The following is a 26,311-nucleotide window of genomic DNA, read 5'->3' on the forward strand; positions in this document are numbered from 1 at the left end:
TTCTTAGCTTTAGAGAATACTTTATAGCTGTACATCAGTATTCTTCCGACGGTTGAATCCTTTCAGGGGATTATAGCCATTTGTAGCTTTCTGGTAGTACCCGGTGCCATCGTAAGGGCGCTTCTCCGGGTGCTCTTTACACTCCGTAGAGCAGGCGCCATCCATCTCCCAGCCACACTTTTCGCAGATAGGCACGTGCAGGTTACAACTTGGGTTTGCACAATTCACCATACGGTCGCTTTTGGTGCTGCATATATGGCACTCCGACACCACCGTTGGGTTCACGTGGTTCACATCTACGGCTATACGGTTATCAAAAACATAGCACTTGCCTTCGAAGTCCTCTCCGCCGGCTTCCATGCCATACTTGATGATGCCTCCATGCAGCTGGTACACGTTCTCGAAACCCTTCTCCAGCAGGAAAGCACTGGCTTTCTCGCACTTGATGCCGCCGGTGCAGTACGTCAGAATCTTTTTGTCCTTATACTTTTCCTTCAGCTCCTCCACCTTCTCCGGAAACTCACGGAAATTCTCGATGTCCAGCGTCACCGCGTTCTTGAAGCGGCCCACGCTGTGCTCGTAATCAGAGCGCACATCCAGCACCACCACGTCCTCGCGGTCTTTCATGTCTTTAAACTCCTTCGGCGACAGATGCACACCCGTGCTCGCATTTGGGTCGATGTGCAGCATACCGGAATGCACGATTTCAGTTTTGGTGCGTACGTGCAGCTTTGTAAAAGCATGGATGTCTGACTCATCCACCTTGAAGTCGATTTTAGCGAAGCGCGGGTCTGACTTCAAAGCCTGCATATATTTCTCGCAGTTTTCTTTTGAGCCTGATACCGTGCCATTAAGGCCCTCGTTGGACACAATAATGCGGCCGAGCATGTTCAGCTCCAGGCACAGCAGGTGATGCTCCTCGCGGAACGTTTCCGGGTCTGCTATCGGGGAATAGCAGTAATAAAGAAGGATATTGTATGGTTTGCTCATAACGGCTTAGTTTCAGCTAAGTGTTTGATTTAATTGTTCGCTCCTCTGGAGCTATTGTTAAATTAATTAATTGCTGCTTTAGATTATTACTTGACTGCGTTGTTCATCCTTTTCTAATAGTCAAATAGTTTAGCCATTTAACCATTCAGGCGGCAAAGGAAACAACTGCTTTCCAGCCTAAAAATGATTTTTATCAGTATCGTAACAGCTTTGGTAAACAGAAAAGTTTACTTTACAGGCGCAGCCGGGTTACCGAATACAGTGGCTTTCGCCGGTACATCGGCTACCACTACAGAGCCTGCACCTACACGGGCATTCTTTCCGATTTTAACGCCAGAAACCACTACAGCACCTGAACCGATAAAAGCACCTTCTTCTACTTCTACTTCAGAGTTGATAATGGCCCCGGCCCCAATCTGAGCAAAATCACTGATTTCGGCATAGGTGTCTACTACAGCCCGCGATTGGATTACGCAATAGTTTCCGAGTTTAGCATTGTTGTTTACCACTGCACCTGCGGCAATCATGTTCCCATGCCCCAGCCACGCATACTCCGATACAGAGCTGAAGCGGTGGATGGCATTTACCGGCACTACCTTGTATTCCTCCTTCAGCATCTTGATAAGGCCTTTACGGGCAGCAGCGTCTTCTACAGCCACAAACACATCGCACTTGTTTCCGATGAGTTTTAGAAACTCATTGTCTTCCGTGCTGCTCATCACCGACACGTTGTTCACCTCCTCCTGCTGTAGTTTCCCGCTGTCGTCGAGGAAGCAGTATACTACAACGCTGTTGCTGTTAAAGATATCTAAAGCGGCTGTACCCAATTTCTGGGCGCCTAATATGATTACTGGATTTTGCATAGCTCCATCTTAAATAAGGCGCAAAGGTACGAATTTGTAAGAGAGTTTAAAAGTATCGGTTACAGCCTGAAATATGCTAACAGGCGCTGCGCAAACCTGTTCTGAAGCAGCAAGTACACCAGGAAAGGTAAAAACACGATGCGGTAGCGGCTTAGGGTGCCGAAGTTTGGCGTAGTGAGCCCTACAATCCCTCCAAGTAACAGCACGAACAGCAGGAAAAGGACATGTATCAACTCTATTCTCAAGCCAGTTCCTTTTATAAGAGAAGCCAAAACTATGACAGACAATAGCAGTAGCAGCAGGTTCTCCAACCCGAGAAGCACATATAACGGCTCCCGGGCCTCACCTATGAAAGGCCGGTAAACAGCACTTGCCATAGCCTCAGGAAAACTATATACAATGCCTCTGATGGAGGGCTCCATGCTTTCAAGCACCATGTGCGGCCCGTGCACCGACATCTCCAGCAAGGCATAGTAGCTTCGTGTGCTGTGTTCCAGGAGGAAATCTATTGGCAAAAAATCCTGCAGCAGCACGGCCAGCAGTAGCCCACCTGCAACAGCAAACACAAAAGCGCCCACCTGTCCCGGCTGCTGCTTCAGCACGTTTACCTTCTCTGCGGCACTCTTAATCGTGATATATAAAAGCAGCAGGGGTATGATAGCGGCGCTGTAAAAAAGCTTCACTTTGATGAAGATGTACAGCATCAAAGGCAATAGGAGGAGTTGCCAGAAAGAAATGCGCTCCCCATGTGCCACGGAAAGCGCAAAGGAAATAACCCAGCACATACTCCCGAACATCAACGCATCTTTGGACAAACCCGCACTCCAGAAGGCAACAGAGGGAAAAAAAAGAAAAGCAACTGCCGCTGCCGAACGCCACTGCGGGAACAGCCGGCATAACACAGCCGTTAACCGTGCAGCACCCCAAAAGCTAAAAAGCGACAGGTAAAGCGCATTCAGGTAATAGAAGCCGGAGGTGATTAAATTGAGGACACTCAGCAGTTTGATAAAGTAAAAAGAATTCGAGAAATCTGCGTAGGTTGTAAAAGGCAGTGTTGCCCGGAATGCATCACTTTCAAATTCATTAAAGAACAAAAGCCTGAGGTACCCCGCTACATCCTGCCTGGCATATGCTGTGAGTATAAGAGAGGCACTATGGTAGGTTGTAGTGTCACCACCAGCGTAATAATAGGTGTATAGCAGTCCCAGCAGTACGCCGCATATCATCTTTAAACCAAGTGCGGGAAAGAAATATGGCCTCAGTGTTTTTGCCCACTCCTGCCGTTGCATCCACCACACAAGTCCTCCTATCAGCAGGAAGTTCAGCACGTAAACTAGTATACTCACGCGGCAGAACTGCTTTGCTTCATCACTTTATTTCCGATGGCGCAGTGCATGCAATTTACCGGCGCGCAATAACGCTTGTACAGGCTAAGTGCAGCCTGATTGTCGGCAGCTGATTTCGCCTGCCAGCCCAGGTTCTCGTAGTGGCGCGTAATTTTATTGCTTCCTTCTTTTAATCCTTCCAGCAGAGAAACTGCTTTTTCCAGGTACAGTCGGTTATCGCTGTAGTTGGCATAAGCAGCCAGTAGCGGTACAGCTACATTGATGATGAGATTTTGCACACTGCTTTTGCCCATGCTTTTCTGAAGGCCCTTGCCCGGCTTCCCTAAGAGGTAATGCGCTTGCCAGTACTCTGATACCGGTGCCTGAAACAGAACCTCATACTGCTTTACGGTATGTGCTTCTAATAATTTTGAGAAAAAGGCCTGCTGCTGTTGCAGGACTGCTGCCAGTTGGGCAAGCCGTACTGTCGGAAAATTGGCTGGGCGCATGCGCAGGAAATTCCACCGGTGGCGCGGCATAGCCTTCGGTGCTATATGATATTTATGACTCAAGAAGCCGTACTCCTTCAGCAGTTGTGCTGCGTAGGCATCCTGAGCTTTCTCTAAAAACCCAGCCTGCCCAAACAGCAGCGCCTCCAGTTGCAGTATGCTCTGCTGGTGCCGCCGCACCACCGACAGCGGAAGTGCTTTGGCCAATTCCTCAAATGCCTGCTGATTAACCTTAAAGCCAAAGCCGCGCAGTAATGTATGGTAAGCGGTTTGTTCCCAATCGTTACTGTAGCGCTGTAGGGTTTGCAGCACCTCATCTCCTTTTGCCTCCAGCCGTTCTACCAGCGCCCGCTCTAGCATTAGCATTTTTGTGATGTGGGGCACAGCAGGCCAGAAAGCAGCGCAGGGCACGGCATCTTTTGCCTGTAGCAGCCGCTCGTAGGTCTGCAACAGCGCCAAATCTACCCGCCCTTTCAGCGCCAACACCGGCACCAGTGTGCCATCAATCCGGTAAACAGGAACATCCGCCTCCCATACCACGTGAAGCACAACCTGGTCGTACTTCTCGTCGAGCTGATGCTGGTGGCGGTGCCAATCAGAGGACTGCAAATGTACTTCAACACTTCCTGACCACTCCACCTCCCCAATTCTCAGCAGCGCCTCTTTAAAATCAGGACCGGCATCTGTATTGTAGTAGCCAATACGCAACACCTGTAAGGGCTCTCCCTCTGTAGTTGCCAGATTTACCTTGCTGAAGTACTGGTGCTGCCAGATGTAGTGTAAAAAGTCTTCTTTCACTTGTTAGGGTTTTGAGCTGATGATTTTGCCGGTGAAACGCTTCGTGAAGTTTTTTAATTCTGGCTTTCGCTGTATTTCAGCTGCATGCCGTGCAGGAAATTACGCAGGATCTGGTCCTTGCATTCGCGGTAATGGTTGTGGCCTGGGTTACGAAAAAAAGCGCTAAGCTCAGGCTTGCTCAGCCGGAATCTCGCCAGTTCAAGTATACTTAGGATATCCTCGTCCTTCAGGTTGAGGGCTATCTTTAACTTCCGTAGAATAATGTTGTTGTTCAGCTGTTTTTCCGGCTCAGGTTGTGGTCCATCTTTTTTACCCCGCCTGTCATTTATCAGCCCGTTCAGGAAGACAGCTAAGTGCTCATCATCCAGTGCCTGACACTCCGGGTCGTCCTCTTTCTTCAACCAGTCACTGATCTGGGCCCGCGTTACCTGATACCCTGCCAAACCAAACAGCTCTATCATTTTTGAGTCGTTGAAGTTGAAGGTATACCTGATCCGGCGGATAATATCGTTGTTGTTCATCGTGGTTTTTATTCGTGCTGTTGATGAATAAATTTTTGAAAAGATTTAGTGAACATTACTTACGGTCGTGACAGTGCAGTTTATGAGCTTAAAGGCTTAAAAAAAGCAGAAGATTGAGATATTGCGTGGCAGGATGCGTTAAAATTATCTATACCATTTTGGTGATAAGAGGGCTGTTGGCAAATTCATTTAAGTCATAGCTATCGATTTGGTCAAAGAATTTAACCTTTGCCAGTAATTTATGAGGTGCACAGACTCCATTTTTATCAATCATTACCATTTCTTCTATAATTTTTCTTGCTGCCAACTATCATGTAGCAGGGGTGATATTCCTGCTATGCTCCCTCATCCAGTTGCTAACAGGAATAAGAAATTCTAAATTCCTTACTTTACTACAAGTTCTTCCAGCAGTGCCTCCATCTCGCGTTGTACGGCGAGAGCTGCCTCTCTGGCTTTTTCTGCAAAGTCGCGGCCGGAGGAGGCGTAGATAATGCCCCGGGCGGAGTTTACGAGCAGGCCGCACTGCTGATTCATACCTAACCTGGAAATGTCCTCTAAACTTCCGCCCTGTGCTCCTACGCCCGGCACCAGCAGGAAATGGTTCGGCACCAGTTTTCTTACCCGCTGCACATACTCTGCTTGCGTTGCGCCTACCACATACATCATCTGGTCGGCGGTGGCCCAGGTGGCACTGGTACGCAGCACCTGCTCAAACAGGTATTCTTCGTTTCCGTCCTTGAGGCGCAGCATCTGGAAATCCTGGCTCCCGGCATTGGAGGTGAGGGCCAGCAGAATCACCCATTTACCTTCCTGCACCAGAAACGGCTTCACCGAATCGGCTCCCATGTAAGGTGCCACCGTTACGGAATCAAACTGCATTGTGTCGAAAAAAGCACGGGCATAAAGCTCCGAGGTGTTGCCAATGTCCCCGCGTTTGGCATCAGCAATGGTGAATATATTTCTTGGGATTACCTGCAGTGTTTTCTGTAAGCTAATCCAACCTTGTGGTCCCTGTGCCTCATAAAAAGCAATGTTTGGTTTATAGGCCACACATAAATCAGCAGTTGCCTCTATTATCTGGCGGTTAAATTCAAACACGGGGTCTTCTGTGTCCAGCAGGTGCTGCGGCAGTTTTTTGGGGTCAGTGTCGAGGCCGACGCACAGGTAAGATTTCTTCTGTAAAATCTGCTCGAAAAGCTGCTCTCTCGTCATAGGCTTGGGATGAGGTAAAGGTTCATACAAAAGTATGAATTTGCGGCAGGCAGTAAAATATAATTCTGCTTTCGTGCCTTTGCAACTAATTTTGCCCAAATAGGGTCATAATAGAAAGACATGCCGATGAAAACTATACCTGTTCTATTTGCCCTGATAGGATTTATCCTAATGAGTTGCTCTAAAGAGGAGCAAACTGTTTCGCCTTTGAACGCACGTCCTGCTCCGGTAGTGCAGGTGGATGCGCCGGAAACTGCCTCCTTTGGAGAAAATGTGACCGTGACCGTTTACTTTTTGGTGAATAACGGTTGTGGAGAGTTTGGCAGTTTCGAAGCCACCAGAAGCGGGAATACAATTACCGTGGAGGTTTACCCTCATTATCGGGAAGGCTTCTGCACGCAGGCTTTGGAGACCCGCGAAGTCATTTATACCTACAAACCTGAAGAAGCAGGCACGTATACGTTTAAATTCTGGGCAGGCGAGGACCAGTTCATCACCAAGACTATTGTAATAGAATAGACAAAGGCTTAATGGCAAAGCCACAACCTGTTTGCCTGAACTGCGCCCCTTTTATATAAACTTGATTTATCATTATAGCCGATAAAAATTATCAAAAGAAAAGCGGCTGTTCTTATCCAGAACAGCCGCTTATATATATAGGGAAGTATAGTTACATTATCTTAAATCTACCACCTGAACACCTTTATATTTCGCTTTATTGAAAATAAAGGCATCAGAGGCAAGTGCTGGGTTCGCCTGGAAGTTCTGGATGGTATAGGTATAACGGTTGCCGTTGTTACGGAACATTTCCCAACTCTTCAGGCTCTTATCTTTCTGGTTGATGAACAGGCGCACTTTGTAAATCGGGTTCTTACGGTCTTCCGGCGCTAGCTCAATCACATCGTATGTAGCACCTTCCTTTGTCTCGGTTCCGGCATAAGAGTACTTGTAACCCTTCTTATACATGTCGAAAATCTTGCTCGGCGACATAGACTCAGCTTCTTCGTCACTTTCCATGATGGTTACTTCGTTCGCATCCTTCAGAAAAGTCCACATTAGTTTACCATCATTGATAATTTCCTGTCCGCTCACACCCAGGCGGTACTTTTCGCCACTCACCAGAATGTTACCGGCCATTGTTTCTTTTACTTTGGCAGATGGGTTCTCCAGTGTCTGAGCGAAGTCAGCTTTAAAAGCTTTCATCGTTCTGTATTTCTGACTCATAGAATCCAGAATCTTGCTTGCCTTAGGGTCTTGCTGTGCCTGTGCCAGGTTAACGAACAGCAGGGCAACAACTAATAGAGATAGTAATTTTTTCATTTCTTAGGTACTCGTTTAAAGTTCTACCCGAGTGTATTCAATAACTGTTCCAAACTGTATTCGTCCGGAATCAAAACTTCCCGGGCCTTGCTTCCCTCAAACGCTCCAACTACACCCGCAGACTCTAACTGGTCAATCAGACGGCCTGCACGATTATACCCCAGCTTCAGGCGGCGCTGCAACAGCGAGGTACTTCCCTGCTGGTGCTGCACAATAATACGGGCTGCTTCCTCAAACAACGGGTCACGGTTAGACGGGTCGAAGTCCGCTTTCTCGTTGCCGCTCTCGTCGCCCACAAATTCCGGCAGCAAGTATGCATCATCGTAACCTTGCTGGTCCCCAATGAATTCGCAGATGCGGTCTACTTCCGGCGTGTCCACAAAGGCGCACTGGATACGGATCATATCAGAGCCGATGGAGAACAGCATATCCCCCTGTCCAATCAACTGGTCCGCTCCACCGGCATCCAAAATGGTGCGGGAGTCGATTTTGGAGGTCACCTTGAAGGAAATACGCGCTGGGAAGTTGGCTTTGATGATACCTGTAATCACGTTTACAGACGGACGCTGCGTTGCTACTACCAGGTGAATACCAATAGCTCGGGCCAGCTGCGCCAGACGCGCAATTGGCGTTTCCACCTCTTTGCCCGCTGTCATCATTAAGTCGGCCAACTCATCTATCACCAGCACGATGAACGGCATAAAGCGGTGTCCCTTTTTCGGATTCAGCTTACGCTCTACAAACTTACGGTTATACTCCTTCAGGTTACGGCATCCGGCGTCCTTCAAGAGGTCGTAGCGCATATCCATTTCCATACAAAGCGAGTTCAGCGTGTTCACCACCTTTTTTGTGTCAGTGATAATGGCTTCTTCGCTGTCCGGCAACTTAGCCAGGAAGTGGCGCTCAATCTTATTAAAAAGGGACAATTCCACCTTCTTCGGATCGACCAATACAAACTTAAGCTGCGATGGATGGCGCTTGTATAGCAATGAAGTCAGGATAGCGTTCAAACCAACTGATTTACCCTGACCAGTAGCACCAGCCATGAGCAAGTGCGGCATCTTCGCTAAATCCGTGATGAATACTTCGTTGGTGATGGTCTTACCAAAGGCAATCGGCAAGTCCATGTCGCTTTTCATGAACTTCTCGGTGGCCAGAATAGACTTAATGGACACCATCTCCTTCTTCGTGTTTGGCACTTCAATACCAATCGTGCCCTTACCCGGAATCGGAGCAATAATACGGATACCCAAAGCCGCTAAGCTAAGTGCAATATCATCCTCCAGGTTCTTGATTTTAGAGATGCGCACCCCCGCGTCCGGCACAATTTCATAGAGGGTAACTGTAGGGCCGATAGTAGCCTTGATGCTGGCAATACTGATGTTGTAATGCCCAAGTGTCTCTACAATTTTGTCTTTATTCGCCTCCAGTTCTTCTTTGCTTACCTGTATTTTATTGATGCCGTAATCCGTCAATAAGTCGATATGTGGATATTGATAGCGGGCCAGGTCCAGGGTTGGGTCATAGTTTTCGCCTGCAACTACTTCTACCTCTTCCTCTTCAGGCGCTTCCGCAATCTGCAACTGCATTTCGTCTTCTGCTGGCTCCTCAGCAAAGCTCTCCTCCAGTTCTACCTCCTCACTCGGCTCTATGTCCAGTTCAAGGGAAGGTGCAGCGGGTTTGGCAGGTGCAGGTGGTGTTTCTTTTTTTGGCGGAATGGAATTCAGCTCCATTTCCAGCGCACGTTCTATTTCATCAGCGTCATCTTCTTCAAAAGGCACCTCCTCTTCTTCCTCCTCCATTTCCAGTGAAGCAGTTGGGTCAGCGTTGTGGTTGATGCCACGCGCATCGGTACCAAGCACATCGCCTAAAGAAGAAGCATGGTTTCTTTCCGGGGCAGCATCCGTATCCTCCGTCACTGCAGCAGACTCCGTGCTCCAACTTAAACTTGTGATGTTAAAGAAACTCACCAGGAAGAGTAGCAGCAGGAAACCCAGCAACAGCCAGGAACCCCAGCCAATGAGGCTGTTAAGCCAGATGGCTGCCTCAATGCCAATGCCACCGCCCAGAAAACCTAATTCACCGATGGCATCAGCGGCGAAAACGATATAGCCCAGCATCAGGCTGGTCCACAACATAGAGAAACTGCAGAGCCCCAGCACATAGGTCATGGAGATGTTCACACGCTTGAACACAATGCCCAGGCCTGCAAAAAAGAGAACAGGTATAAAAAAGAAGGCACCAAGTCCTACCCAGTCATATATAAAAATGTGCGACAGCCAGGCTCCAAACAAACCGAGCCAGTTCTCCGCTTCCTGCCCCGACTCCTTTAATCCGGTGCCATTGACGGTTTCCACCACGCTCTGGTCAGCATTACCCGTGAAGAGGTAAGAAACAAAAGCAATCGTCAGGAATAAGGAAAGCAGCAGAAAAGTAAAGCCAACGGCCAGCTTTAAGCGTGGGTCATGCAGAAACCCAATCCTGAAACTGGGCATCGTAGGCAGTTTGAAAGACCAGTTCCGCTTCTCTTTCTTCGACTTTGCTCCTTTCGGCACATTTGCTCCGCGTGGCTCGTTCTTACCCCGCACCTCATTCTTCCGCGCTGCTTGCAGCGTATCTTCTCTGTAAGTGTTCTTCGCCATACCCTTGACTAAAGTTGATTTCCAAATTTACAATTTTTCGCATCATTGCGTGTGTAAATCTGGAGGCATTGTAAATTATCTGGCGAGCAGCTTTTTATTGATTTTACTTATCAAATCCGGTCCCTCATAGATGAAGCCAGTATACAGCTGCACCAGGTCTGCCCCCGCCTGCAGCTTCTCCACCGCATCGTCTGCCGTCATGATGCCGCCTACGCCAATAATGCGAATTTCGGGCGGCAGGAAAGTGCGTAGGTGCCGGATAATCTGCGTGGCGTGCTGCCGAAGAGGTTTACCGCTTAGGCCTCCCATGCCCATTTCTGTCACGTCTTGCTCTGGTGTTTTCAGTCCTTTGCGGCTAACTGTTGTATTGGTGGCAATAATACCGCTCAGCTTTGCCTCCACAGCAATTTCTATGATGTCGTTGAGCTGAGCCATATTTAAATCCGGCGCTATTTTCAGCAGCAGCGGTTTGGGCTTCGGCATTTTAGCGTTTTGCTCCTGTACCGCCAGCAGCAGCCTTTTCAGGGGCTCTTTATCCTGCAGCGCCCGCAGGTCCGGAGTGTTGGGCGAGCTTACGTTCACCACAAAGTAATCCACTACATCATATAGCGCCTTGAAGCAGTAGATGTAGTCGTTCAGCGCTTCCTCGTTCGGCGTCACTTTGTTCTTGCCGATGTTGCCGCCCACGATGACGTTGCTTTTGCGCTTTCTTAACCGTTTCACTGCCGCGTCCACGCCCTTGTTGTTAAAACCCATGCGGTTAATGATGGCTTGGTCTTTCGGGAGCCGGAACAGGCGCGGCTTCTCGTTACCGGACTGCGGTTTAGGCGTGAGTGTACCAATCTCCACAAAACCAAAGCCGAGGTCTCCCATTTCATCCACCAGCATGGCATCCTTATCGAACCCAGCGGCCAAGCCCACTGGGTTTGGAAATTTCAAGCCAAACAACTCACGCTCCAGCCGCGGGTCTTGCACCTGAAACATGTTTTTGGTGGTTTCTTTTGCGTAAGGCAACTTCATAGATGCACGCAACGCACCTGTTGTCAGGTAATGAACATTTTCTGGATCAAACTGGAAAAGGAGCGGGCGCAGGAGACTTTTGTACACAGCAGCTATAGTTGATGGTTGGATTGGTTGTACTTGATGTCAGCAAAGATAGAAAGTGTAACTATACCATGCTCGGGAAATGTATATTGTAGGCTTTAGCACCAGCGGTCAGGCACTCACAGGAGCTGCGCACGCTGCGAGGTCTTTAAAATAGACTAACTCCTCGGATGGTAATCCTTAATCACCTGCTTCAGGTAATCGCGGTCGAGGTGGGTGTAGATTTCGGTGGTGGTGATGGACTCGTGGCCCAGCATCTCCTGCACGGCACGCAGATCGGCACCGCCTTCTATGAGGTGTGTGGCGAAGGAGTGACGGAACGTGTGGGGGCTGACGGTCTTTTGGATGCCTGCTTTGGCAGTTAAATCTTTGATAATGGTGAACACCATTACGCGTGTCATTCTAGCTCCGCGACGGTTGAGGAACAGAATGTCTTCGTGGCCTTTTTTAATGGTCAGGTGGCAGCGTATACCCTCGCGGTACAGTTTGATGTGCTTCAGCGCATCGCGCCCAACTGGCACCAGGCGCTCCTTATCTCCCTTACCTGCCACTTTTAGAAAGCCCATGTCTTCGTACAGGTGGCTGACTTTCAGGTCGAGCAACTCTGACACACGCAGCCCAGAGGAATACAGCGTCTCCAGCATGGCGCGGTTACGGGTGCCTTCGGGCGTGGAGAGGTCAATGGCATCCAGCAGCTGCTCTATCTCGTGAAAATGCAAGGTGTCAGGCAGCTTCCGGGACAGCTTCGGAGCCTCAATAGTATCAGTAGGGTCCGCATGCACCATATCCTCCATAATCAGAAACTTATAGAAGGCCCGGATGCCGGACAAAGTGCGGGCCTGTGAATGTGCCGTCATACCCAGTTCTCCTATCCACTCCAGAAAGTCACGAAGGATTGCAGGTGTTATGTTCTCCGGAGCCACCTGTAGCATTTCTATATCCAGGAATTCCGTCAGCTTTCGGATATCGCGGCGATAGGCTTCCACAGAGTGGCGCGAAAGCGACTTCTCCAGCTTCAGGTACTCTTCGAATTGTTTAATACAGATGGGCCAGTTCATTTTTGTAAGTTAGAGATTTAGAGAGTTAGAAAGTTAGAGAGTGGCGTTTACAACAAAAACTAACCAACAAACAACAATTTGACCATCCAACAATTAAACAATTTTTCACAAGCAAAGATAGTTAATCTGTACCTTTGTATCCTCGGAAATTTGCAAGAACACATAACAAGACCATACTATGAAGATCATCATCCTCAATGGCCCTAACCTCAACCTGTTAGGTACCCGTGAAAAATCCGTTTATGGCAGCCGCTCCTTCGAAGACTACTTTGAAGAGCTGAAAGAGGCATTCCCGGCGCTGGAACTTTCCTATTTTCAGTCGAATACCGAAGGCACGCTCATTGATAAACTGCATGAAGTGGGATTCAGCGACTACAAAGGAATTGTATTTAATGCTGGTGCTTATACGCATACTTCTGTGGCTATTTCTGACGCCATTAAAGCCATTGACACACCGGTGGTAGAGGTGCATATCTCTAATGTGTATAAGCGTGAAGCCTTTCGCCACAAAAGCATGCTAGCCGCCTACTGCACCGGTGTGATAACAGGTTTTGGCTTGGAAAGCTATCGCCTTGCTCTCCAATACTTTGAGCGCATGAAGCCAAAACAAATCGGATTTGGTATAAAGTAACCGTAACAAGGGGCGTTATATATTCGTCTACTATTAAAATTACTGTTATATAGTATATATACTATATTTTCTGTATTATTACACGTATGCTCAACTTCTTTCCCGGCCCGTCAAAACTATACCCTGATGTGCGCAACTACCTGGTAGATGCGTATGATGAGGGTATACTGAGCACGCCGCATAGAGGAGAGCAATTCGTGCAGCTATCACGTGCGGTGGTGGGCTCCATAAAGCGCCGGCTCAATATTCCGCAGGATTATCATATCTTCTTCACATCGTCGGCCACAGAATGTTGGGAGGTGCTTATTCAGAGCCTTACCAAACACAAGAGCTATCACATTTACAATGGCTCGTTTGGCGAGAAGTGGTGCCAGTATGCGCAGAAGCTGCGTCCTAAATCGGAGGGCTTTCAGTTTGATTTGAACAACCCGATGCCGGTGAGCGAGCTGGACATCAGTAAGGATACAGAACTGATCTGCTTCACCCATAACGAGACCTCTAACGGCACACAGGTATCTCCTGCCTGCATCCTGAACCTGCACAACCGTTTCCGCGACACGCTGATTGCCGTGGACGCGACGTCTTCTATGGCCGGGCTGAACCTGAAAATGATTAAGGCTGATATCTGGTTTTCCTCTGTACAAAAGAACTTTGGACTGCCAGCCGGACTAGCCGTGATGGCTTGTTCCCCTCGTGCCATTTTCCGGGCAAAACAGATTGGGGAAAAGAATCACTATAACAGCATGGTGTCGATGTATGAAAAAATGCTGAATTACCAGACCACACATACGCCCAACGTAGTCAATATTTACCTCCTAAAACGTGTGCTGGAAGACCGCCCTTTCATCAAGACAATCGATTTAGAGCTAACGGCGCGGGCACAGAGCCTGTACAACTTCTTCGGGCAATTTAATGATTTTAAGCTGCTGGTCGAGAACGAGGAAGTGCGTTCTAAAACAGTTCTGGCGCTGCAGGCAAGCGAAAAACTGGTAGAGGACATCAAGAAGCGTGCACTGCACCACAACATGCGCCTCGGCAACGGCTATGGTCCCTGGGCGCGTACTACCTTCCGCATCGCGAACTTCCCTGCCATCACTGATGAGGAATACGAAGAACTGAAGCGCTTTTTCCTGCACTATTACGCTTAAGTCTGCTACCTTTGCAGCCTGATTAAGCGTTATGGGCGCATCCAGCTTTCCAGAGCAGGATGGATGTACATTCCGTACCTTATCAGCCGTATCTTCTGCTGTACCACCACAGCATCTGACCTTAAGAAAAGAAGTGGACTTAAACTCTATATTCAGCTTTAAAGAAATAGCCTCTGTTACGCTCACGCTCTTTGCCGTCATCGACATCGTCGGTTCTATTCCTATCATTATTGACCTCCGCAAACGGGAAGGCAAGATTGAATCCGGTAAGGCAACAATAGTTTCCGGAATCCTGATGATTGCGTTCCTTTTTCTGGGCCAGTCTATCCTAAGCTTGTTTGGCATCGATTTCCAATCCTTTGCTATGGCCGGTGCCATTATCATCTTCCTGATTGGTCTGGAAATGATATTGGGAAAAGACTTTTTCCATACTGATCCTGAAGTCAGAACAGGCTCTATCGTGCCGCTGGCGTTTCCGTTGATTGTAGGTGCAGGCACTATGACCACGCTCCTCTCGTTACGCGCCGCTTACTCCCTCCCTAATGTGCTCGTAGGCATTGTATTGAATCTGTCATTTGTGTTTATAGTGCTGAAGTCGTCGGCCTGGATAGAGGAAAAGCTAGGGAAGGATGGTGCCAACGTGCTCCGCAAGATATTCGGTGTTATTCTGCTGGCTATCGCCATTAAGCTTTTCAAAACTAATCTCTAATAAACTACGAAATTTGAAGATCCATTTCTAAATCTCCACATTTCCAGCTCTTTAAATCTAAAATATGATCGAACTGTTCACAGATGGTGCTTCGCGTGGAAATCCTGGTCCTGGTGGCTATGGAACGATACTGCGCTGGAAGCAGCATGTAAAAGAGCTAAGCCAGGGCTACCGCAAAACAACCAATAACCGCATGGAACTGCTGGCCGTGATTGTGGGGCTGGAGACTATTACCAAACCAGGCATGCCCGTTACCGTCTACTCCGACTCTAAATATGTGGTGGACGCGGTGGAGAAGCGGTGGGTATTTGGCTGGCAGAAGAAAGGCTACAAAGGTAAAGCAAACGCCGACCTTTGGGCACGTTTTCTGCGCATTTACCCCAAGCACCAGGTAAAATTTGTATGGGTGAAAGGCCACGCCGGCCACGCCGAAAACGAACGCTGCGATGAGCTGGCAGTAGCCAGTGCGCTTTCACCTAACCTCCTCATCGATGAGGGGTTTGAGTCCGGAGCCTCGCAGCCGAGTTAGGTTGTAATTTTGAATAACTGACTTATGAATGACTAAATAAATAAGCAAAGTTGCTGTGTTACTATGACACTAGTATTCTGAGTAATTCTAAAATTCCCATTCAATTATTCAGTTATTCAATCATTCAAAATTAATACATGCCTAACACTTACTTCCAATTTAAGCAGTTCCGGGTAGAGCAGGACAAGTGCGCAATGAAAGTGTGCACTGATTCCTGCGTCTTTGGGGCTGCAGTAGAAGTAGCAGGCGCACAGCGGATACTGGATATCGGGGCAGGCACTGGTTTACTTTCGCTCATGGTGGCGCAGCGGAGCAATGCCACCATAGATGCGGTAGAGATCAACCAGGATGCACAGGTACAGGCAGCGGAGAACTTTGCTATAAGTCCGTGGAGGGAGCGGCTTCACCTGCATCCTGTTTCCTTGCAAACGTATGCAGAAAGCTGCCAGGTGCCCTATGACATCATCCTGTCGAACCCGCCTTTCTTTCTCTCCTCCTTAAAGTCTCCTGATGCAGCAAAGAACGCAGCCAAGCACACGGGAGAGCTGTTGTTCCAGGATTTACTCCTTTTTGCACAACAGCATCTTACTCAGAATGGAAAGCTGTACCTGCTCCTTCCTCCCGCCGAGGCAGCTTTGTTTGAGGAATCAGCCTTGGCACATGGTTTTAGCTTGGCAGAAACAACAGAAGTTTTCACGTATAGGGGCGGCAAGTGCATTCGGCATATACAGCGCTATACTTTTTCTGCACCATCAGCTCACGTTACAAAGCAGTTTTATATTCGGGAGGAAGATAAGGCGACTTATACCAATGAGTTTGCCGCGTTGCTGCGGGAGTATTATTTACAGTTTTAAGCTACTGGTGCAGACGCTCGCAGGAGCTGCGCACGCTGCGAGGACTTTGTAGCAGAAGCTAACCAGGAGCAAGCAGGTTTTTGCACGCCTATTCCTGCAGTACTCTATCCGTCTCCACAAAGTCAATTCCATACTGCTTCAGCTCATCCAGCACAGGCTCGTACAACTCTGGGTATATTGGGATAACAACGCCGCGCCGATTGATTCTGCCCTGCAGCAGCAGTTTCGCTAATATGCCCACAGGTAAACCTACTGTCTTGGCCATGGCAGTGTGTATTTCATCATCACCTAATGTCACTAAAGTAGAGGAAATTACGCGCTTTTTCCCATCCTGCTCGTACTCGAACAGGTGCTGCATCACAATCATATCCTTGTCGCCTGGGCTTAGCGTCCATTTATCTTTCAGAATTTTCTCCAGCACCTGCGCTGGTGTGGCTCCTGTCATTTCTATTGGTTTCTCCTCGAACAGCCCCAGCCAAGTTATTTTCTCCATTATAGTTCCATCCGCCGGAATGCCTGCATAAGCCGCCAGACGTTCCATTAAGCTCTGGCCTTCCATAGTGGCAGACGGCAGAAAGGCTTCTATAAAGCTACGGTGAGTCATGTTTTCAGCGTCTTCCAGTGTGTAGCTGTCGTCTGTTAAGCCCAGTTGCACAAACACGTCCCAGGCGGCACAGTAGCCCGGACGGCGCAGCGTACCGCGCAGCATTGTTGGGATGTTAGCCAGACCATAGGGTTCGCGGTAGCTCAGGGAGTCACGGTTGGCGTATCCTTCAAAATGCCCGTAGCCTTCCACAAAAAATTCATCGGTGCGCTTGAACAACTGGTGGTATGGGATATACTTATAAGCTCCGTTGTTAATATACTTTGCAGTGCCCTGCCCTGCCAGCACCACGTTGCGCGGGTTCCAGGTAAATTTGTATTGCCACGGATTGGTATCAGATTCAGGCGCCACTAATCCACCGGTAAAAGACTTAAAGGAGGTGATGTTGCCGCCAGCATTTTTAATATGCTGTATCACCGCCATTGCCGACATATGGTCAATACCCGGATCCAGGCCGGATTCCATCAGGATAGTCAGGTTTTTCTCCTTTGCCTCCTGGTGCAGTGCCTTGAAAGCAGGAGTCACATAGCTGGCTGTAATCAGGCTTTTGTTTTGTTTCAGGCATTCCTGCGCTACAACTATGTGAAACGCCGCTGGCAGCAGCGAAATAACCAGGTCTGCCTGTTGCACTTCCTCCGCCCGCTGTCGCTCGTTATGCACATCAAAATTCATAATATCTACACAGGTAACTGACTGCATTAAAGGCTGCAGGTTGGCAACCGAAATATCGCCGATTCTGATGCGCCACATTTCTGCCGCAGCGTTATCACACAAATATTTTACAAGAGAAGCCGCCGAGCGACCGGCACCAAGAAGGAGGATTCTTTTCATAGTGATAGGTATGGTTCAGGTTTAATTTAGACAATCGTATCTGTAAGGAAAACCCTTTAGATGGTTTTGTCAGATAATAAACTTAAATTTATAGCCCTTTTCTAATTTTTGAATTACTCCAGACGAAATGGCAAGTAAATTAGATATAAATATTAGTGTAGACGTACTTGAGCCTGCAGAACTGACTGAGCAGGAGCGGCAGGCCATGCAACTGGCGCAGGAAGCCGCCAATGATGCTTATGCTCCCTACTCTAACTTTTTAGTAGGTGCTGCCCTGCTGCTAGAAGATGGCAGTATGTTTAAGGGCAGCAATCAGGAAAACGCTGCTTACCCCTCTGGACTCTGTGCCGAACGCACAGCGCTATTCGCCCTGAGTGCCCATTATCCAAACAAAAAGATAATGCTTTTGGCTGTAACCGCCCGCCGCAGAAAAGATACTGCATTTCTGCCAGCTATGCCCTGCGGCGCCTGTCGCCAGGTAATGGGAGAATACGAGCACAAACAGCAGGAGGACATACCGGTGCTGCTACAGGCGCCGGATGGTAAGTTTTATCGTTTCCAGAGAGTAGCGGACTTGCTTCCTTTCCAGTTTACCAAAGACAGCCTGTAGAGAGTTAGAGTTGTACTTCTTTAACGATAAACTGTTTAGATATACATTAAATTTTGACTGAACATCAACTTATTGTGCCGCGCACTGCCCGCTATTATACCTTGGGTACTCCTTCTGATGACATCCAACATCTTTGGATAGTGTGCCATGGGTACGGGCAGTTGGGTCGCTTTTTTCTGCGCCACTTCAGCGGCTTGGATGATGGCAAAACCCTAGTGGTGGCACCGGAGGCGCTGTCGCGGTTTTACCTGGATGGCTTCTCGGGGCGTGTCGGCGCTACCTGGATGACAAAAGAGGACAGGCTTTCGGAGATTGAGGACCAGGCGGCTTACCTGAGCTTACTGCTAACCGAACAACTCAGGCAGCTACCGCAGGATGTGCAGGTAACGGTACTGGGCTTTTCACAGGGCGGCGCTACCGTTTGCCGTTGGTTAGCCACCGGGCAGGTGCCTGTGCAGCGGCTTGTACTATGGGCCGCTTCCTTTCCGGAGGATATAGCCTTTGAAGCAGGCAAAGCTGCCTTTCAGGATTTGCCTGTGGCTGTTGTCTATGGCACGCAGGATGAGTTCATCACTGCAGAGAAGTTGGAGCAAAAGAAGCAGCTGATGTCACAACTGGGAATTGTTCCGCAGGTGTACACCTTTGATGGCGGACATACTATACATCCGGAAACGCTATCAAAGGTAAACAAAAGGCTTCTTTCAAAGTAAGCGGAAAGCTTAATAACTATAAAGTGGGCGTACACCACATAAAGATTCAGTCATATAAATTTTAGTTATTCAGTATTAACTTCTCTCCCACATTCCTTCCATCACGATTTCAAGCAGGTGCTGGTCGGGGTCACGGAAGTAGAACGACAGGAAGCCTCCGCCCCAGTCATACTCTTGCTCAATGGGTATGCCGGCGCTTTTTACTTTCTCCTTCCACGCTTCATACTGCTCCTGCTCTACTTCAAACGCGAGGTGCAACTGCCCTGTACCATAATGCGGAGGTAAGTTACCTCCCTGTTTAGATGCTTCTGCTATAAAGCATAAAAGTACTGAAGCTCCCGCCCGGAAGAAAACGTGACGGTCCTTCACTTCACCGATTTGCTTAAACCCCAGTTTGCCTGCGTAAAAGGCCTTGCTCTCTTTTAAATCTGCGACGTAAAGGCAGGTTTCTTTTATTTTTTTGATGTTCATCTTTTGTCTTTCTCGCGGGAGGCATAACACATACTGTCAAAATATTTATTCACCTTCATTGTTAACGTCGGGTAGGGTCTTCTCGTTAAATAAGAATTACACTACAATATTTTCAATCCAAAACAAATGAACCTGACGATAAAAGTAGCAGCAGTTTTTTTGGCTGTAACGGCACTGCTGTTCTTCTTTATGCGCGACACATTATTGGAAGCGCCAACCACATCGGAAGCACCTCCTGCAACAGCAGCCTCTTTTGAAAAACTGGCCCGCCTGCCCGGTGCTGTCGGAGAAAGCTCAGGTGTTGCTGTACTACCACAAGAAGGCCATTACCTCACGCACAACGATGCAGGTAACAGACCACACCTCTATATATTAAACAAACAAGGGGAACTGGTGGAGACACTAAAGCTGGATATAAAAAATGTAGATTGGGAAGACCTGGCGCAGGACGCCGCCGGCAACATTTACATTGCAGACACAGGCAACAACAACAACAGACGCCGTGATTTGACAGTGTACAAACTGGACCTGCAAAGCCCGCAACAGCCGGAGGCTATCCACTTTACTTTTGAGGACCAGAAGAAATTTCCGCCCTCTAAAAAAGAACGTAATTTTGATTCTGAGGCGCTTTTCTGGCACAATGACAACCTCTACATTATCACTAAAGACAGGGGCCAGGGCAAAACAGCCAATGTGTACCAGATACCTGCTAAGGCAGGGAATCACAAGGCCAGGTTGATTGGCAGTTACAAAACAGAAACAGAAATAACAGGTGCTGATATCAGCCCGGACAGGAATACCGTGGCACTATTAAGTGAAGAGAAGATACACCTGTTCCGAAACTTTGATTCGCCAGACACTTTTTTTGAAGGAGATTATGACAAGGTTAACATCAAAGGGGCTGGACAGACAGAAGGCATCGCCTTTGAAAGCAACAACACGTTGATAATTACAAGTGAGGGCGGCAACCTCTACCGTTACAGCTTATAGCATCCTATAGGATAAGAATGAAGCAGGCCTTTCTCCGTTAGAGAAAGGCCTGCTTCATTCTTATCCTTTTCGTACTTTTCTTGTATCAGCTTTTGTATCATCCACCAGTCTACCTCCGGGCAGAGCAGGCTTTGGATTTTGCCATACCCTAAATAGGATAAACAGGCCAACCAGGATAAGCGGTATACTTAAGATTTGCCCCATGTTCAAAGTCATTTCATCTTCGAAGGCCTCCTGGTTCTCTTTCAGGAACTCTACTAGAAAGCGGAAACTGAAGAGGAATGTCACAAAAAGGCCGAAAAGCAATCCGCGTGGCAGCGCAGCTTTATACTTGTTCCACAGCCAGTACAGCACCACAAAGAGCAAGAAAACGCTCAGCGACTCGTATAACTGTGTTGGATGACGTGGCACGTGGGAATATTGATTGTTCTGGTAGAAGATAAATGCCCACGGCACATCAGTTGGTCGGCCGAATATCTCTGAGTTCATCAGGTTGCCCAGCCGGATAAGCGCTCCACCCAAAGCCACCACTATTACGATGCGGTCCAGCACCCACATATAGTCAAATTTCTGGCGGCGGCTGAACAGCCACAGCGCAAAAAGAATACCGACGGTGGCGCCATGGCTGGCTAAACCGCCTTCCCATATCTTCAAAATTTCGATGGGGTTGCTCAGATAATAGTCAGGGGCGTAGAACAGGGTATGGCCTAAACGGGCACCTACTACTGTACCAATGATCATGTAGAGGGTAATAACATCCACATCGCCTTCTGTGCGGCCTTCGGCTACGTAAATTTTGGTGAGGATGCGCTGCCCTATCACAAAACCTAAGGCAAAGAGCAGGCCGTACCAACGAATGGTTAAGGGGCCTATGCTGAATATGTCTGGGTCGACATTCCAGGGAATGTAATTTAAAAAGCTCATACAGGTGTTTCAGTTCTTGCCAAAGTTACGATAAATCAGGAACGGAAAAAACGAAAGAAGATTACTGCGCGTGTTACTATAGCGTGAAACTTAACTGAACCAAATGCTTTTCCTACACTTATTGCCTGCCCTGCTGGTAATTCTCATTGGCTTTGTGCTACAACACTGGCCACCTAAAAAGGTGAACTGGTTTTACGGCTTCCGTACCCACTACTCTATGCGGAATGAGGAAAACTGGCACGAAGGCAATCGTTTTTATGCCCGATCAATCCTCGGAATAGGCTTTGTCTCGCTTTTCATCAGCCTTGTCTGTTATTATACGCTGCCTTATTTTGCGAGCCTGCTGGTGCCCCTCGGTTTCATGCTTTTGTTCTTCATGGGCAGCATTGTGCTCACAAACGAACACCTGAAACGCAAGTACGGTGACTGGTAAAAAAGCGGCAGGCGCTACTGTATAAAACTGTATAAAGTAACGCCTGCCGGTCTACATTAATTTACTAAAAGCCTGTCAGGCTTCATTAACCTTGGCAAGTTCTGCCTGGAAGCCTCCGCTTAAAATAGGGAAACGAAGCCAGCTGCGTGGATCTATGTTATAATCGTCGAGGTGGAAAGACGGGGCGTACCGCTCACGTTTCCACTGGTTCCTTGACCACAGTGTATAGAACTTGTTCACCCAGGACTTCAGCATCTCTGGCTCCGCCACCTGCTGCTCCAGCAGGATGTTGTATACCTCAAGTGGTGCAAAGCGGTCGTGAAAGGCCAGGCGCTCGATCTGGTTCAGCACCTCGTACGGCATCAGGTCCTTCTCGTCTGTCTGCTCGTCCTCTGATGGGCGCAACTCGGCACTTGGCTGCAGTTTGTTTACATACTGTAGCCCCTCGTAACCCAACTCTAATTGCATCCAGATTAACAGCTGCCTGATAAAGGCTTTGTCTATACCTGCTATGGGTGAAATACCGCCTGCGGTGTCGCCATCCATGGTGGCATAGCCCACAGAGCCTTCGCTTCGGTTTGAGGTAGCCATGAGCAGTGCGTTGTTGATGTTCGCCAGCATCCAGATGCCGGGGGCGCGTACCCGTGCCTGAATATTCTGAAGCGTCAGGTCATCCTGTTCCCATGTTAACGGGCGCTGCAACGCATCTTCAATTTTTGAAATGTAGCCCCTCACCTCATCGTCTATCGTCCAGTTAAAGAATTTGGCTCCTATTGAATCTGCAAGTCCTTTCGCTGAGTTATATGTTTCGTCGGACGAGTTTACAGTTCCTTGGTAAGCACAGGTAAGTAGTCTGCCTACCAGTTCCTTTTGAGCCTGTTCGGGAGGCAGAGACTCAAAATAGGCGACATCTTTCATCGGGAACATCTGGGTTTTGGCTGCAAACAGCACAACTCCCAGGCTTTCAATCCCTTTCCGCACCATTTCCGCTACAGCCACAGCACATAATGACGAATCGGCACCCCCGCTTAGCGACAGCACAAAGCCACGGCTGCGGCTCTTGCGCATATAATCGAACAAGGCAAGGCTCAGGGCATCTATCACCTCTTTGTTCTCATCTATCGGGGGCAGGTACTCTATCACTTCCTCTATAGTAGGACTCTTGGAGAAGCAGACTTCTGCACACTCCATATCCACATTCTTAAAGCATAGCAGTTCATTTCTGCGGATAAGTTTACCGTTCTGGGCAATCAACACCTCACCATCATACGTCATGCGTCCTGCCTCATTGCCCAGCAGGTTAGCATACACATAGGCACACTGGTATTTTTTAGAGGCATCCACCACCAAGCGGTGCCGTACATCGGTCTTGCTAAGGGCAAAGTGGCTGGCGCTCGGGTTCAGGATGAGTTGCACGCCTTTCGGCATGTGCCGTTCGGCGGGCCTGTTCGGCCGCCAGGCATCCTCGCATATTTCAAAGGCATACTTTACACCCTGCTCCTCATAAATAATGTCGCCGATGCGGTAGGTCTGGCCAAACTTCTCGAACTCCTGTACCACATCAGCAGGCCAGGGTGTAAACCAACGTGGCTCGTAGTGCACGCCGTCGTTGGCCATAAACTGCTTTGCCGTGATACCAATAATTTCTTTGTTTTTGATGACGCAGGCAGTGTTATACACTTTTTTGTCAAGGAAAACCGGCAAACCAACGGCTACTGTTATGTTATCACACCACTCCTTTACCTGGAGCAGTTTCTCAAATGCCACCTCAGACAGCCAGGGGCTCAGGAACATGTCCTCACAACCATAACCGGTAATGCAAAGTTCTGGCAGCAGCAGCAGGTGGGTCTTGTTTGAAATCGCTTCTTCAATAGCGTCCTTTATATTTTGCATGTTGCCATCCCAATCCATTGGGGTTTGGTTAAGGGCAGCGGCGGCAAGCATTAATCTTGTTTCTTCCATAGAGTTGTTTAACGCAACATTGTGGAGGCAAGTTAAGGGATGATGAGCAGTTTTGGCAGTGTGAATTGCCGCTTGTTTGTTGTTGACTGTTAATTGTTGATTGTTGTACGCTTTTTATAGGCATGTTCAGCCTTGAAAAAAGGATGTAGTAACACAGCTATACAATAACTTAATTGTATCGGCTCCGAACTATTACCAACCAACAATAAATAATTAGACTTAGGAGATTTTAAGGAAAGTGAGTCCTTTTTCGGCGGCGGCCTGATCGGCTTTTTTCTTGGAAAGACCTACGCCTACGGCAATGGCTTTGCCGTCGATGGTTACCTCAGAGGTGAATTCGGTAGTGTTGCCCTGTTGCTTCCGCTTCACAATCTCAAAGCGGATATCCATGTTCTGACTCTGCGCCCACTCAATCAGTTTGCTTTTGAAGTTGGCGGTAGTAGTAGTCAGGCTGTGCAGGTCTACGTGCGGCTTAATCAGTTTGGAGAGGATAAAGCGACGGGTGTTATCGTAGCCTTTATCCAGGTATATGGCACCCACCAGCGCCTCCAGAGCATTGCCATTCACAGATTTATGGTGGGTCCCGTGGCTGCCGGTATCTACTTTCACCAGCAGGTTTAAACCAATTCTAACGGCAATGAAGTTCAGCGACTCCCGGTTCACGATGCGTGAACGGATTTCAGTCAGGAAGCCCTCATCTTCATATGGAAACTTTCTAAAAAGATGCTCTGCCACAACAGCACCCAATACAGCATCGCCTAAAAACTCTAGGCGCTCATTTGTCTCGTGTTTGCCCGCCGCTGTCTGGCGTGCAAAAGAGGTATGCGTAAGAGCAAGCTTGTACAGTCGGATGTTATCCGGTGTACTGCCAATAACTCCAGCAAGAGCGCGTACTAATACCCTGTCTTTATTAAATAGCCTGTGGTATACGCGCCGAACTGGTTTTATAGGCCCAAACACACTAATCTTTCAGTTGACGGAATAAAACGGAGGTATTATGACCACCAAATCCAAATGTATTGCTCAGGGCAACCTTTACTTCACGCTCCTGCGCCTTGTTAAACGTCAGGTTCAGACGGCTGTCAAGGTTCTCATCGTCAGTGAAGTGGTTGATAGTAGGTGGCACCACATTATGCTGAATAGCCAGAATAGAAGCAATGGCCTCGATGGCACCAGCAGCACCCAGTAAGTGCCCGGTCATGGATTTAGTCGAGCTGATATTCAGGTTGTAGGCGTGTTCGCCGAACACCTGCTTAATTGCTTTTACCTCACTCAAGTCACCAAGGGGAGTGGATGTTCCGTGCACGTTGATGTAATCAACCTCCTCCGGGTTAATACCAGATTGCTCCAGCACATTCTTCATCACCATAAATGCACCACGGCCTTCCGGGTGTGGCGCCGTGATATGATAAGCGTCAGCAGACATGGCACCACTGATGAGTTCAGCATAAATTTTTGCGCCGCGTGCTTTGGCATGCTCATATTCTTCCAGAATGATGGCTCCTGCTCCTTCACCCAACACAAAACCGTCACGGTCCGCGTCAAAAGGCCTGGAGGCTGTTTCTGGAGAATCATTGCGCTCTGAAAGGGCTTTTAAAGCATTAAAGCCACCGACACCTGCCTCTGTTACAGCTGCCTCTGAACCACCGGAAACAATCACATCAGCCATACCCAGACGGATATAGTTGTAAGAATCGATCAAGGCGTTTGTAGCAGATGCACAAGCAGATACAGTGACAAAATTAGGACCGCGGAAGCCATGCTTAATAGAGATATGGCCTGCGCTGATATCGGCAATCATCTTCGGGATAAAGAAAGGATTGAAGCGTGGGGTGCCGTCGCCATTGGCGAAGTTAACGCACTCTTCCTGAAAGGTACGCAGGCCACCAATGCCCGAACCCCAGATAACCCCAATACGGTCAAGATCAATATTATCTTCTACCAGCCTGGCGTCTTTAACGGCCTCATCGGCCACTACCATAGCGAACTGAGAAAACAGGTCCATTTTACGGGCCTCTTTACGGTCAAAGTAGTTCTCAGGATCGTATCCTTTTATTTCACAGGCAAACTGTGTCTTAAACTTACTCGCATCAAAGCGCGTGATTGGGGCAGCACCACTCACGCCATTTTTTAACCCGTTCCAATATTCTGAAACAGTGTTGCCAAGTGGCGTGAGTGCGCCTAACCCAGTAACTACAACTCTCTTAAGCTCCATAAGCTACTAGTAGAGGATAGATAGTAGAAAATTTGTTCTGATAGGGATACTAAATAAAAAGAGAGGAAAATTACTTCGCGTGCTCTTCAAGGTAGCTTACAGCCTGACCTACAGTAGCGATATTTTCAGCCTGATCATCTGGAATAGATACGTTGAATTCTTTTTCGAATTCCATGATAAGCTCAACAGTATCTAATGAATCAGCGCCAAGGTCATTCGTGAAGGAAGCCTCCGGTGTAACCTCTGACTCTTCCACACCAAGCTTATCGATAATGATAGCCTTTACTTTTTCTGCGATTTCTGACATTTTTCTTATAGTTAATTAAAACACTGTGCAAAGAAATGTAA

Annotated in this window: 28 protein-coding genes; 10 read left to right on the forward strand and 18 right to left on the reverse strand. The window is 48.3% G+C overall.

The window, feature by feature from the left end; all coding sequences use genetic code 11:
* Positions 1-21: 21 nt before the first annotated feature.
* From trhO to pyrF, 7 genes are all read right to left on the reverse strand, one after another.
* On the reverse strand, positions 22-990 hold the full coding sequence (trhO, locus tag E1919_RS03665; protein ID WP_162051978.1) for an oxygen-dependent tRNA uridine(34) hydroxylase TrhO: 969 nt from the start codon (positions 988-990) through the stop codon (positions 22-24).
* Between the two features lie 227 nt (positions 991-1,217).
* Positions 1,218-1,853 carry a NeuD/PglB/VioB family sugar acetyltransferase gene (locus tag E1919_RS03670; protein ID WP_162051979.1) on the reverse strand — a complete coding sequence of 212 codons (636 nt, stop codon included), beginning with the start codon at positions 1,851-1,853 and terminating at the stop codon, positions 1,218-1,220.
* Between the two features lie 59 nt (positions 1,854-1,912).
* On the reverse strand, positions 1,913-3,199 hold the full coding sequence (locus E1919_RS03675; protein ID WP_162051980.1) for a hypothetical protein: 1,287 nt from the start codon (positions 3,197-3,199) through the stop codon (positions 1,913-1,915).
* Positions 3,196-4,485, reverse strand: a complete 1,290-nt coding sequence (locus E1919_RS03680) for a DUF2851 family protein (protein WP_162051981.1) — start codon at positions 4,483-4,485, stop codon at positions 3,196-3,198. Before E1919_RS03680 ends, E1919_RS03675 begins: the two co-directional genes overlap by 4 nt.
* Before the next feature lie 53 nt (positions 4,486-4,538).
* Complete coding sequence (locus E1919_RS03685) at positions 4,539-5,006, reverse strand: YehS family protein (protein ID WP_162051982.1); 468 nt, start codon at positions 5,004-5,006, stop codon at positions 4,539-4,541.
* Positions 5,007-5,154: 148 nt separating this feature from the next.
* Positions 5,155-5,313 (reverse strand): hypothetical protein, encoded by a 159-nt coding sequence (locus E1919_RS03690; RefSeq protein ID WP_162051983.1) that lies wholly within the window; start codon positions 5,311-5,313, stop codon positions 5,155-5,157.
* A 77-nt stretch (positions 5,314-5,390) separates the two neighbouring features.
* Positions 5,391-6,218 (reverse strand): orotidine-5'-phosphate decarboxylase, encoded by an 828-nt coding sequence (gene pyrF / locus E1919_RS03695; RefSeq protein ID WP_162051984.1) that lies wholly within the window; start codon positions 6,216-6,218, stop codon positions 5,391-5,393.
* 126 nt (positions 6,219-6,344) lie between these two features.
* On the opposite strand from pyrF, the gene E1919_RS03700 reads away from it, so the two are divergent.
* Positions 6,345-6,737 (forward strand): hypothetical protein, encoded by a 393-nt coding sequence (locus tag E1919_RS03700; protein ID WP_162051985.1) that lies wholly within the window; start codon positions 6,345-6,347, stop codon positions 6,735-6,737.
* A 156-nt stretch (positions 6,738-6,893) separates the two neighbouring features.
* Here E1919_RS03700 and E1919_RS03705 read toward each other — a convergent pair whose 3' ends face one another.
* The 4 genes from E1919_RS03705 to xerD all read right to left on the reverse strand — a co-directional run bounded on the left by E1919_RS03705 (position 6,894) and on the right by xerD (position 12,342).
* Positions 6,894-7,538 carry an outer membrane lipoprotein periplasmic chaperone LolA1 gene (locus E1919_RS03705; protein WP_162051986.1) on the reverse strand — a complete coding sequence of 215 codons (645 nt, stop codon included), beginning with the start codon at positions 7,536-7,538 and terminating at the stop codon, positions 6,894-6,896.
* Between the two features lie 23 nt (positions 7,539-7,561).
* A complete protein-coding gene (locus tag E1919_RS03710; RefSeq protein WP_162051987.1) occupies positions 7,562-10,180 on the reverse strand; it encodes an FtsK/SpoIIIE family DNA translocase in 2,619 nt (872 codons plus the stop codon).
* Positions 10,181-10,255: 75 nt separating this feature from the next.
* The gene (locus E1919_RS03715; RefSeq protein ID WP_162051988.1) at positions 10,256-11,287 is read right to left on the reverse strand and encodes a quinone-dependent dihydroorotate dehydrogenase; all 1,032 of its coding nucleotides are present in this window, start codon (positions 11,285-11,287) and stop codon (positions 10,256-10,258) included.
* 155 nt (positions 11,288-11,442) lie between these two features.
* Positions 11,443-12,342: a site-specific tyrosine recombinase XerD gene (xerD, locus tag E1919_RS03720; RefSeq protein WP_162051989.1), complete on the reverse strand. Its 900-nt coding sequence runs from the start codon at positions 12,340-12,342 to the stop codon at positions 11,443-11,445.
* A 178-nt stretch (positions 12,343-12,520) separates the two neighbouring features.
* On the opposite strand from xerD, the gene aroQ reads away from it, so the two are divergent.
* The 5 genes from aroQ to E1919_RS03745 all read left to right on the forward strand — a co-directional run bounded on the left by aroQ (position 12,521) and on the right by E1919_RS03745 (position 16,213).
* Positions 12,521-12,973, forward strand: a complete 453-nt coding sequence (gene aroQ, locus E1919_RS03725; protein WP_162051990.1) for a type II 3-dehydroquinate dehydratase — start codon at positions 12,521-12,523, stop codon at positions 12,971-12,973.
* A gap of 86 nt (positions 12,974-13,059) precedes the next feature.
* The gene (locus E1919_RS03730) at positions 13,060-14,121 is read left to right on the forward strand and encodes an aminotransferase class V-fold PLP-dependent enzyme (protein WP_162051991.1); all 1,062 of its coding nucleotides are present in this window, start codon (positions 13,060-13,062) and stop codon (positions 14,119-14,121) included.
* A gap of 148 nt (positions 14,122-14,269) precedes the next feature.
* The gene (locus tag E1919_RS03735; protein WP_162052125.1) at positions 14,270-14,830 is read left to right on the forward strand and encodes a MarC family protein; all 561 of its coding nucleotides are present in this window, start codon (positions 14,270-14,272) and stop codon (positions 14,828-14,830) included.
* 64 nt (positions 14,831-14,894) lie between these two features.
* The gene (rnhA, locus tag E1919_RS03740) at positions 14,895-15,359 is read left to right on the forward strand and encodes a ribonuclease HI (protein ID WP_162051992.1); all 465 of its coding nucleotides are present in this window, start codon (positions 14,895-14,897) and stop codon (positions 15,357-15,359) included.
* Positions 15,360-15,496: 137 nt separating this feature from the next.
* A complete protein-coding gene (locus E1919_RS03745) occupies positions 15,497-16,213 on the forward strand; it encodes a tRNA1(Val) (adenine(37)-N6)-methyltransferase (RefSeq protein WP_162051993.1) in 717 nt (238 codons plus the stop codon).
* A gap of 88 nt (positions 16,214-16,301) precedes the next feature.
* Here E1919_RS03745 and E1919_RS03750 read toward each other — a convergent pair whose 3' ends face one another.
* Complete coding sequence (locus E1919_RS03750; protein WP_162051994.1) at positions 16,302-17,648, reverse strand: saccharopine dehydrogenase family protein; 1,347 nt, start codon at positions 17,646-17,648, stop codon at positions 16,302-16,304.
* 127 nt (positions 17,649-17,775) lie between these two features.
* On the opposite strand from E1919_RS03750, the gene cdd reads away from it, so the two are divergent.
* Both cdd and E1919_RS03760 read left to right on the forward strand, forming a co-directional pair.
* The gene (gene cdd, locus E1919_RS03755; RefSeq protein WP_162051995.1) at positions 17,776-18,258 is read left to right on the forward strand and encodes a cytidine deaminase; all 483 of its coding nucleotides are present in this window, start codon (positions 17,776-17,778) and stop codon (positions 18,256-18,258) included.
* Between the two features lie 53 nt (positions 18,259-18,311).
* Positions 18,312-18,968 (forward strand): alpha/beta hydrolase, encoded by a 657-nt coding sequence (locus tag E1919_RS03760; protein ID WP_162051996.1) that lies wholly within the window; start codon positions 18,312-18,314, stop codon positions 18,966-18,968.
* A gap of 75 nt (positions 18,969-19,043) precedes the next feature.
* On the opposite strand, the gene E1919_RS03765 is transcribed toward E1919_RS03760, so the two are convergent.
* Entirely contained in the window at positions 19,044-19,439 is a 396-nt protein-coding gene (locus tag E1919_RS03765) for a VOC family protein (protein WP_162051997.1), read from the reverse strand.
* A 126-nt stretch (positions 19,440-19,565) separates the two neighbouring features.
* Here E1919_RS03765 and E1919_RS03770 point away from each other — a divergent pair, with 126 nt between their 5' ends.
* Complete coding sequence (locus E1919_RS03770; protein WP_162051998.1) at positions 19,566-20,429, forward strand: SdiA-regulated domain-containing protein; 864 nt, start codon at positions 19,566-19,568, stop codon at positions 20,427-20,429.
* 60 nt (positions 20,430-20,489) lie between these two features.
* On the opposite strand, the gene lgt is transcribed toward E1919_RS03770, so the two are convergent.
* Positions 20,490-21,353, reverse strand: a complete 864-nt coding sequence (lgt, locus tag E1919_RS03775) for a prolipoprotein diacylglyceryl transferase (protein ID WP_162051999.1) — start codon at positions 21,351-21,353, stop codon at positions 20,490-20,492.
* Between the two features lie 103 nt (positions 21,354-21,456).
* On the opposite strand from lgt, the gene E1919_RS03780 reads away from it, so the two are divergent.
* Positions 21,457-21,786 (forward strand): SdpI family protein, encoded by a 330-nt coding sequence (locus tag E1919_RS03780; protein ID WP_162052000.1) that lies wholly within the window; start codon positions 21,457-21,459, stop codon positions 21,784-21,786.
* Between the two features lie 75 nt (positions 21,787-21,861).
* Here E1919_RS03780 and nadE read toward each other — a convergent pair whose 3' ends face one another.
* The 4 genes from nadE to E1919_RS03800 form a co-directional block, all read right to left on the reverse strand.
* Complete coding sequence (gene nadE, locus E1919_RS03785) at positions 21,862-23,748, reverse strand: NAD(+) synthase (protein ID WP_162052001.1); 1,887 nt, start codon at positions 23,746-23,748, stop codon at positions 21,862-21,864.
* Between the two features lie 219 nt (positions 23,749-23,967).
* The gene (rnc, locus tag E1919_RS03790; RefSeq protein ID WP_162052002.1) at positions 23,968-24,708 is read right to left on the reverse strand and encodes a ribonuclease III; all 741 of its coding nucleotides are present in this window, start codon (positions 24,706-24,708) and stop codon (positions 23,968-23,970) included.
* Between the two features lies 1 nt (position 24,709).
* A complete protein-coding gene (gene fabF / locus E1919_RS03795; RefSeq protein WP_162052003.1) occupies positions 24,710-25,963 on the reverse strand; it encodes a beta-ketoacyl-ACP synthase II in 1,254 nt (417 codons plus the stop codon).
* Positions 25,964-26,033: 70 nt separating this feature from the next.
* The gene (locus E1919_RS03800; RefSeq protein WP_018477241.1) at positions 26,034-26,270 is read right to left on the reverse strand and encodes an acyl carrier protein; all 237 of its coding nucleotides are present in this window, start codon (positions 26,268-26,270) and stop codon (positions 26,034-26,036) included.
* Positions 26,271-26,311 lie beyond the last annotated feature (41 nt).

Origin of the sequence: Pontibacter pamirensis, from assembly GCF_010015475.1 — a bacterium.
GTDB lineage: Bacteria > Bacteroidota > Bacteroidia > Cytophagales > Hymenobacteraceae > Pontibacter > Pontibacter pamirensis.

What these genes read in the sequence shown, in the direction of transcription:
- trhO (WP_162051978.1), bottom strand. Translation starts at nt 990, where the DNA reads ATGAGCAAACCATACAATATCCTTCTTTATTACTGCTATTCCCCGATA.
- E1919_RS03670 (WP_162051979.1), bottom strand. Translation starts at nt 1,853, where the DNA reads ATGCAAAATCCAGTAATCATATTAGGCGCCCAGAAATTGGGTACAGCC.
- E1919_RS03685 (WP_162051982.1), bottom strand. Translation starts at nt 5,006, where the DNA reads ATGAACAACAACGATATTATCCGCCGGATCAGGTATACCTTCAACTTC.
- pyrF (WP_162051984.1), bottom strand. Translation starts at nt 6,218, where the DNA reads ATGACGAGAGAGCAGCTTTTCGAGCAGATTTTACAGAAGAAATCTTAC.
- E1919_RS03700 (WP_162051985.1), top strand. Translation starts at nt 6,345, where the DNA reads ATGAAAACTATACCTGTTCTATTTGCCCTGATAGGATTTATCCTAATG.
- E1919_RS03705 (WP_162051986.1), bottom strand. Translation starts at nt 7,538, where the DNA reads ATGAAAAAATTACTATCTCTATTAGTTGTTGCCCTGCTGTTCGTTAAC.
- E1919_RS03710 (WP_162051987.1), bottom strand. Translation starts at nt 10,180, where the DNA reads ATGGCGAAGAACACTTACAGAGAAGATACGCTGCAAGCAGCGCGGAAG.
- xerD (WP_162051989.1), bottom strand. Translation starts at nt 12,342, where the DNA reads ATGAACTGGCCCATCTGTATTAAACAATTCGAAGAGTACCTGAAGCTG.
- aroQ (WP_162051990.1), top strand. Translation starts at nt 12,521, where the DNA reads ATGAAGATCATCATCCTCAATGGCCCTAACCTCAACCTGTTAGGTACC.
- E1919_RS03730 (WP_162051991.1), top strand. Translation starts at nt 13,060, where the DNA reads ATGCTCAACTTCTTTCCCGGCCCGTCAAAACTATACCCTGATGTGCGC.
- rnhA (WP_162051992.1), top strand. Translation starts at nt 14,895, where the DNA reads ATGATCGAACTGTTCACAGATGGTGCTTCGCGTGGAAATCCTGGTCCT.
- E1919_RS03745 (WP_162051993.1), top strand. Translation starts at nt 15,497, where the DNA reads ATGCCTAACACTTACTTCCAATTTAAGCAGTTCCGGGTAGAGCAGGAC.
- E1919_RS03750 (WP_162051994.1), bottom strand. Translation starts at nt 17,648, where the DNA reads ATGAAAAGAATCCTCCTTCTTGGTGCCGGTCGCTCGGCGGCTTCTCTT.
- cdd (WP_162051995.1), top strand. Translation starts at nt 17,776, where the DNA reads ATGGCAAGTAAATTAGATATAAATATTAGTGTAGACGTACTTGAGCCT.
- E1919_RS03765 (WP_162051997.1), bottom strand. Translation starts at nt 19,439, where the DNA reads ATGAACATCAAAAAAATAAAAGAAACCTGCCTTTACGTCGCAGATTTA.
- E1919_RS03770 (WP_162051998.1), top strand. Translation starts at nt 19,566, where the DNA reads ATGAACCTGACGATAAAAGTAGCAGCAGTTTTTTTGGCTGTAACGGCA.
- lgt (WP_162051999.1), bottom strand. Translation starts at nt 21,353, where the DNA reads ATGAGCTTTTTAAATTACATTCCCTGGAATGTCGACCCAGACATATTC.
- E1919_RS03780 (WP_162052000.1), top strand. Translation starts at nt 21,457, where the DNA reads ATGCTTTTCCTACACTTATTGCCTGCCCTGCTGGTAATTCTCATTGGC.
- nadE (WP_162052001.1), bottom strand. Translation starts at nt 23,748, where the DNA reads ATGGAAGAAACAAGATTAATGCTTGCCGCCGCTGCCCTTAACCAAACC.
- fabF (WP_162052003.1), bottom strand. Translation starts at nt 25,963, where the DNA reads ATGGAGCTTAAGAGAGTTGTAGTTACTGGGTTAGGCGCACTCACGCCA.
- E1919_RS03800 (WP_018477241.1), bottom strand. Translation starts at nt 26,270, where the DNA reads ATGTCAGAAATCGCAGAAAAAGTAAAGGCTATCATTATCGATAAGCTT.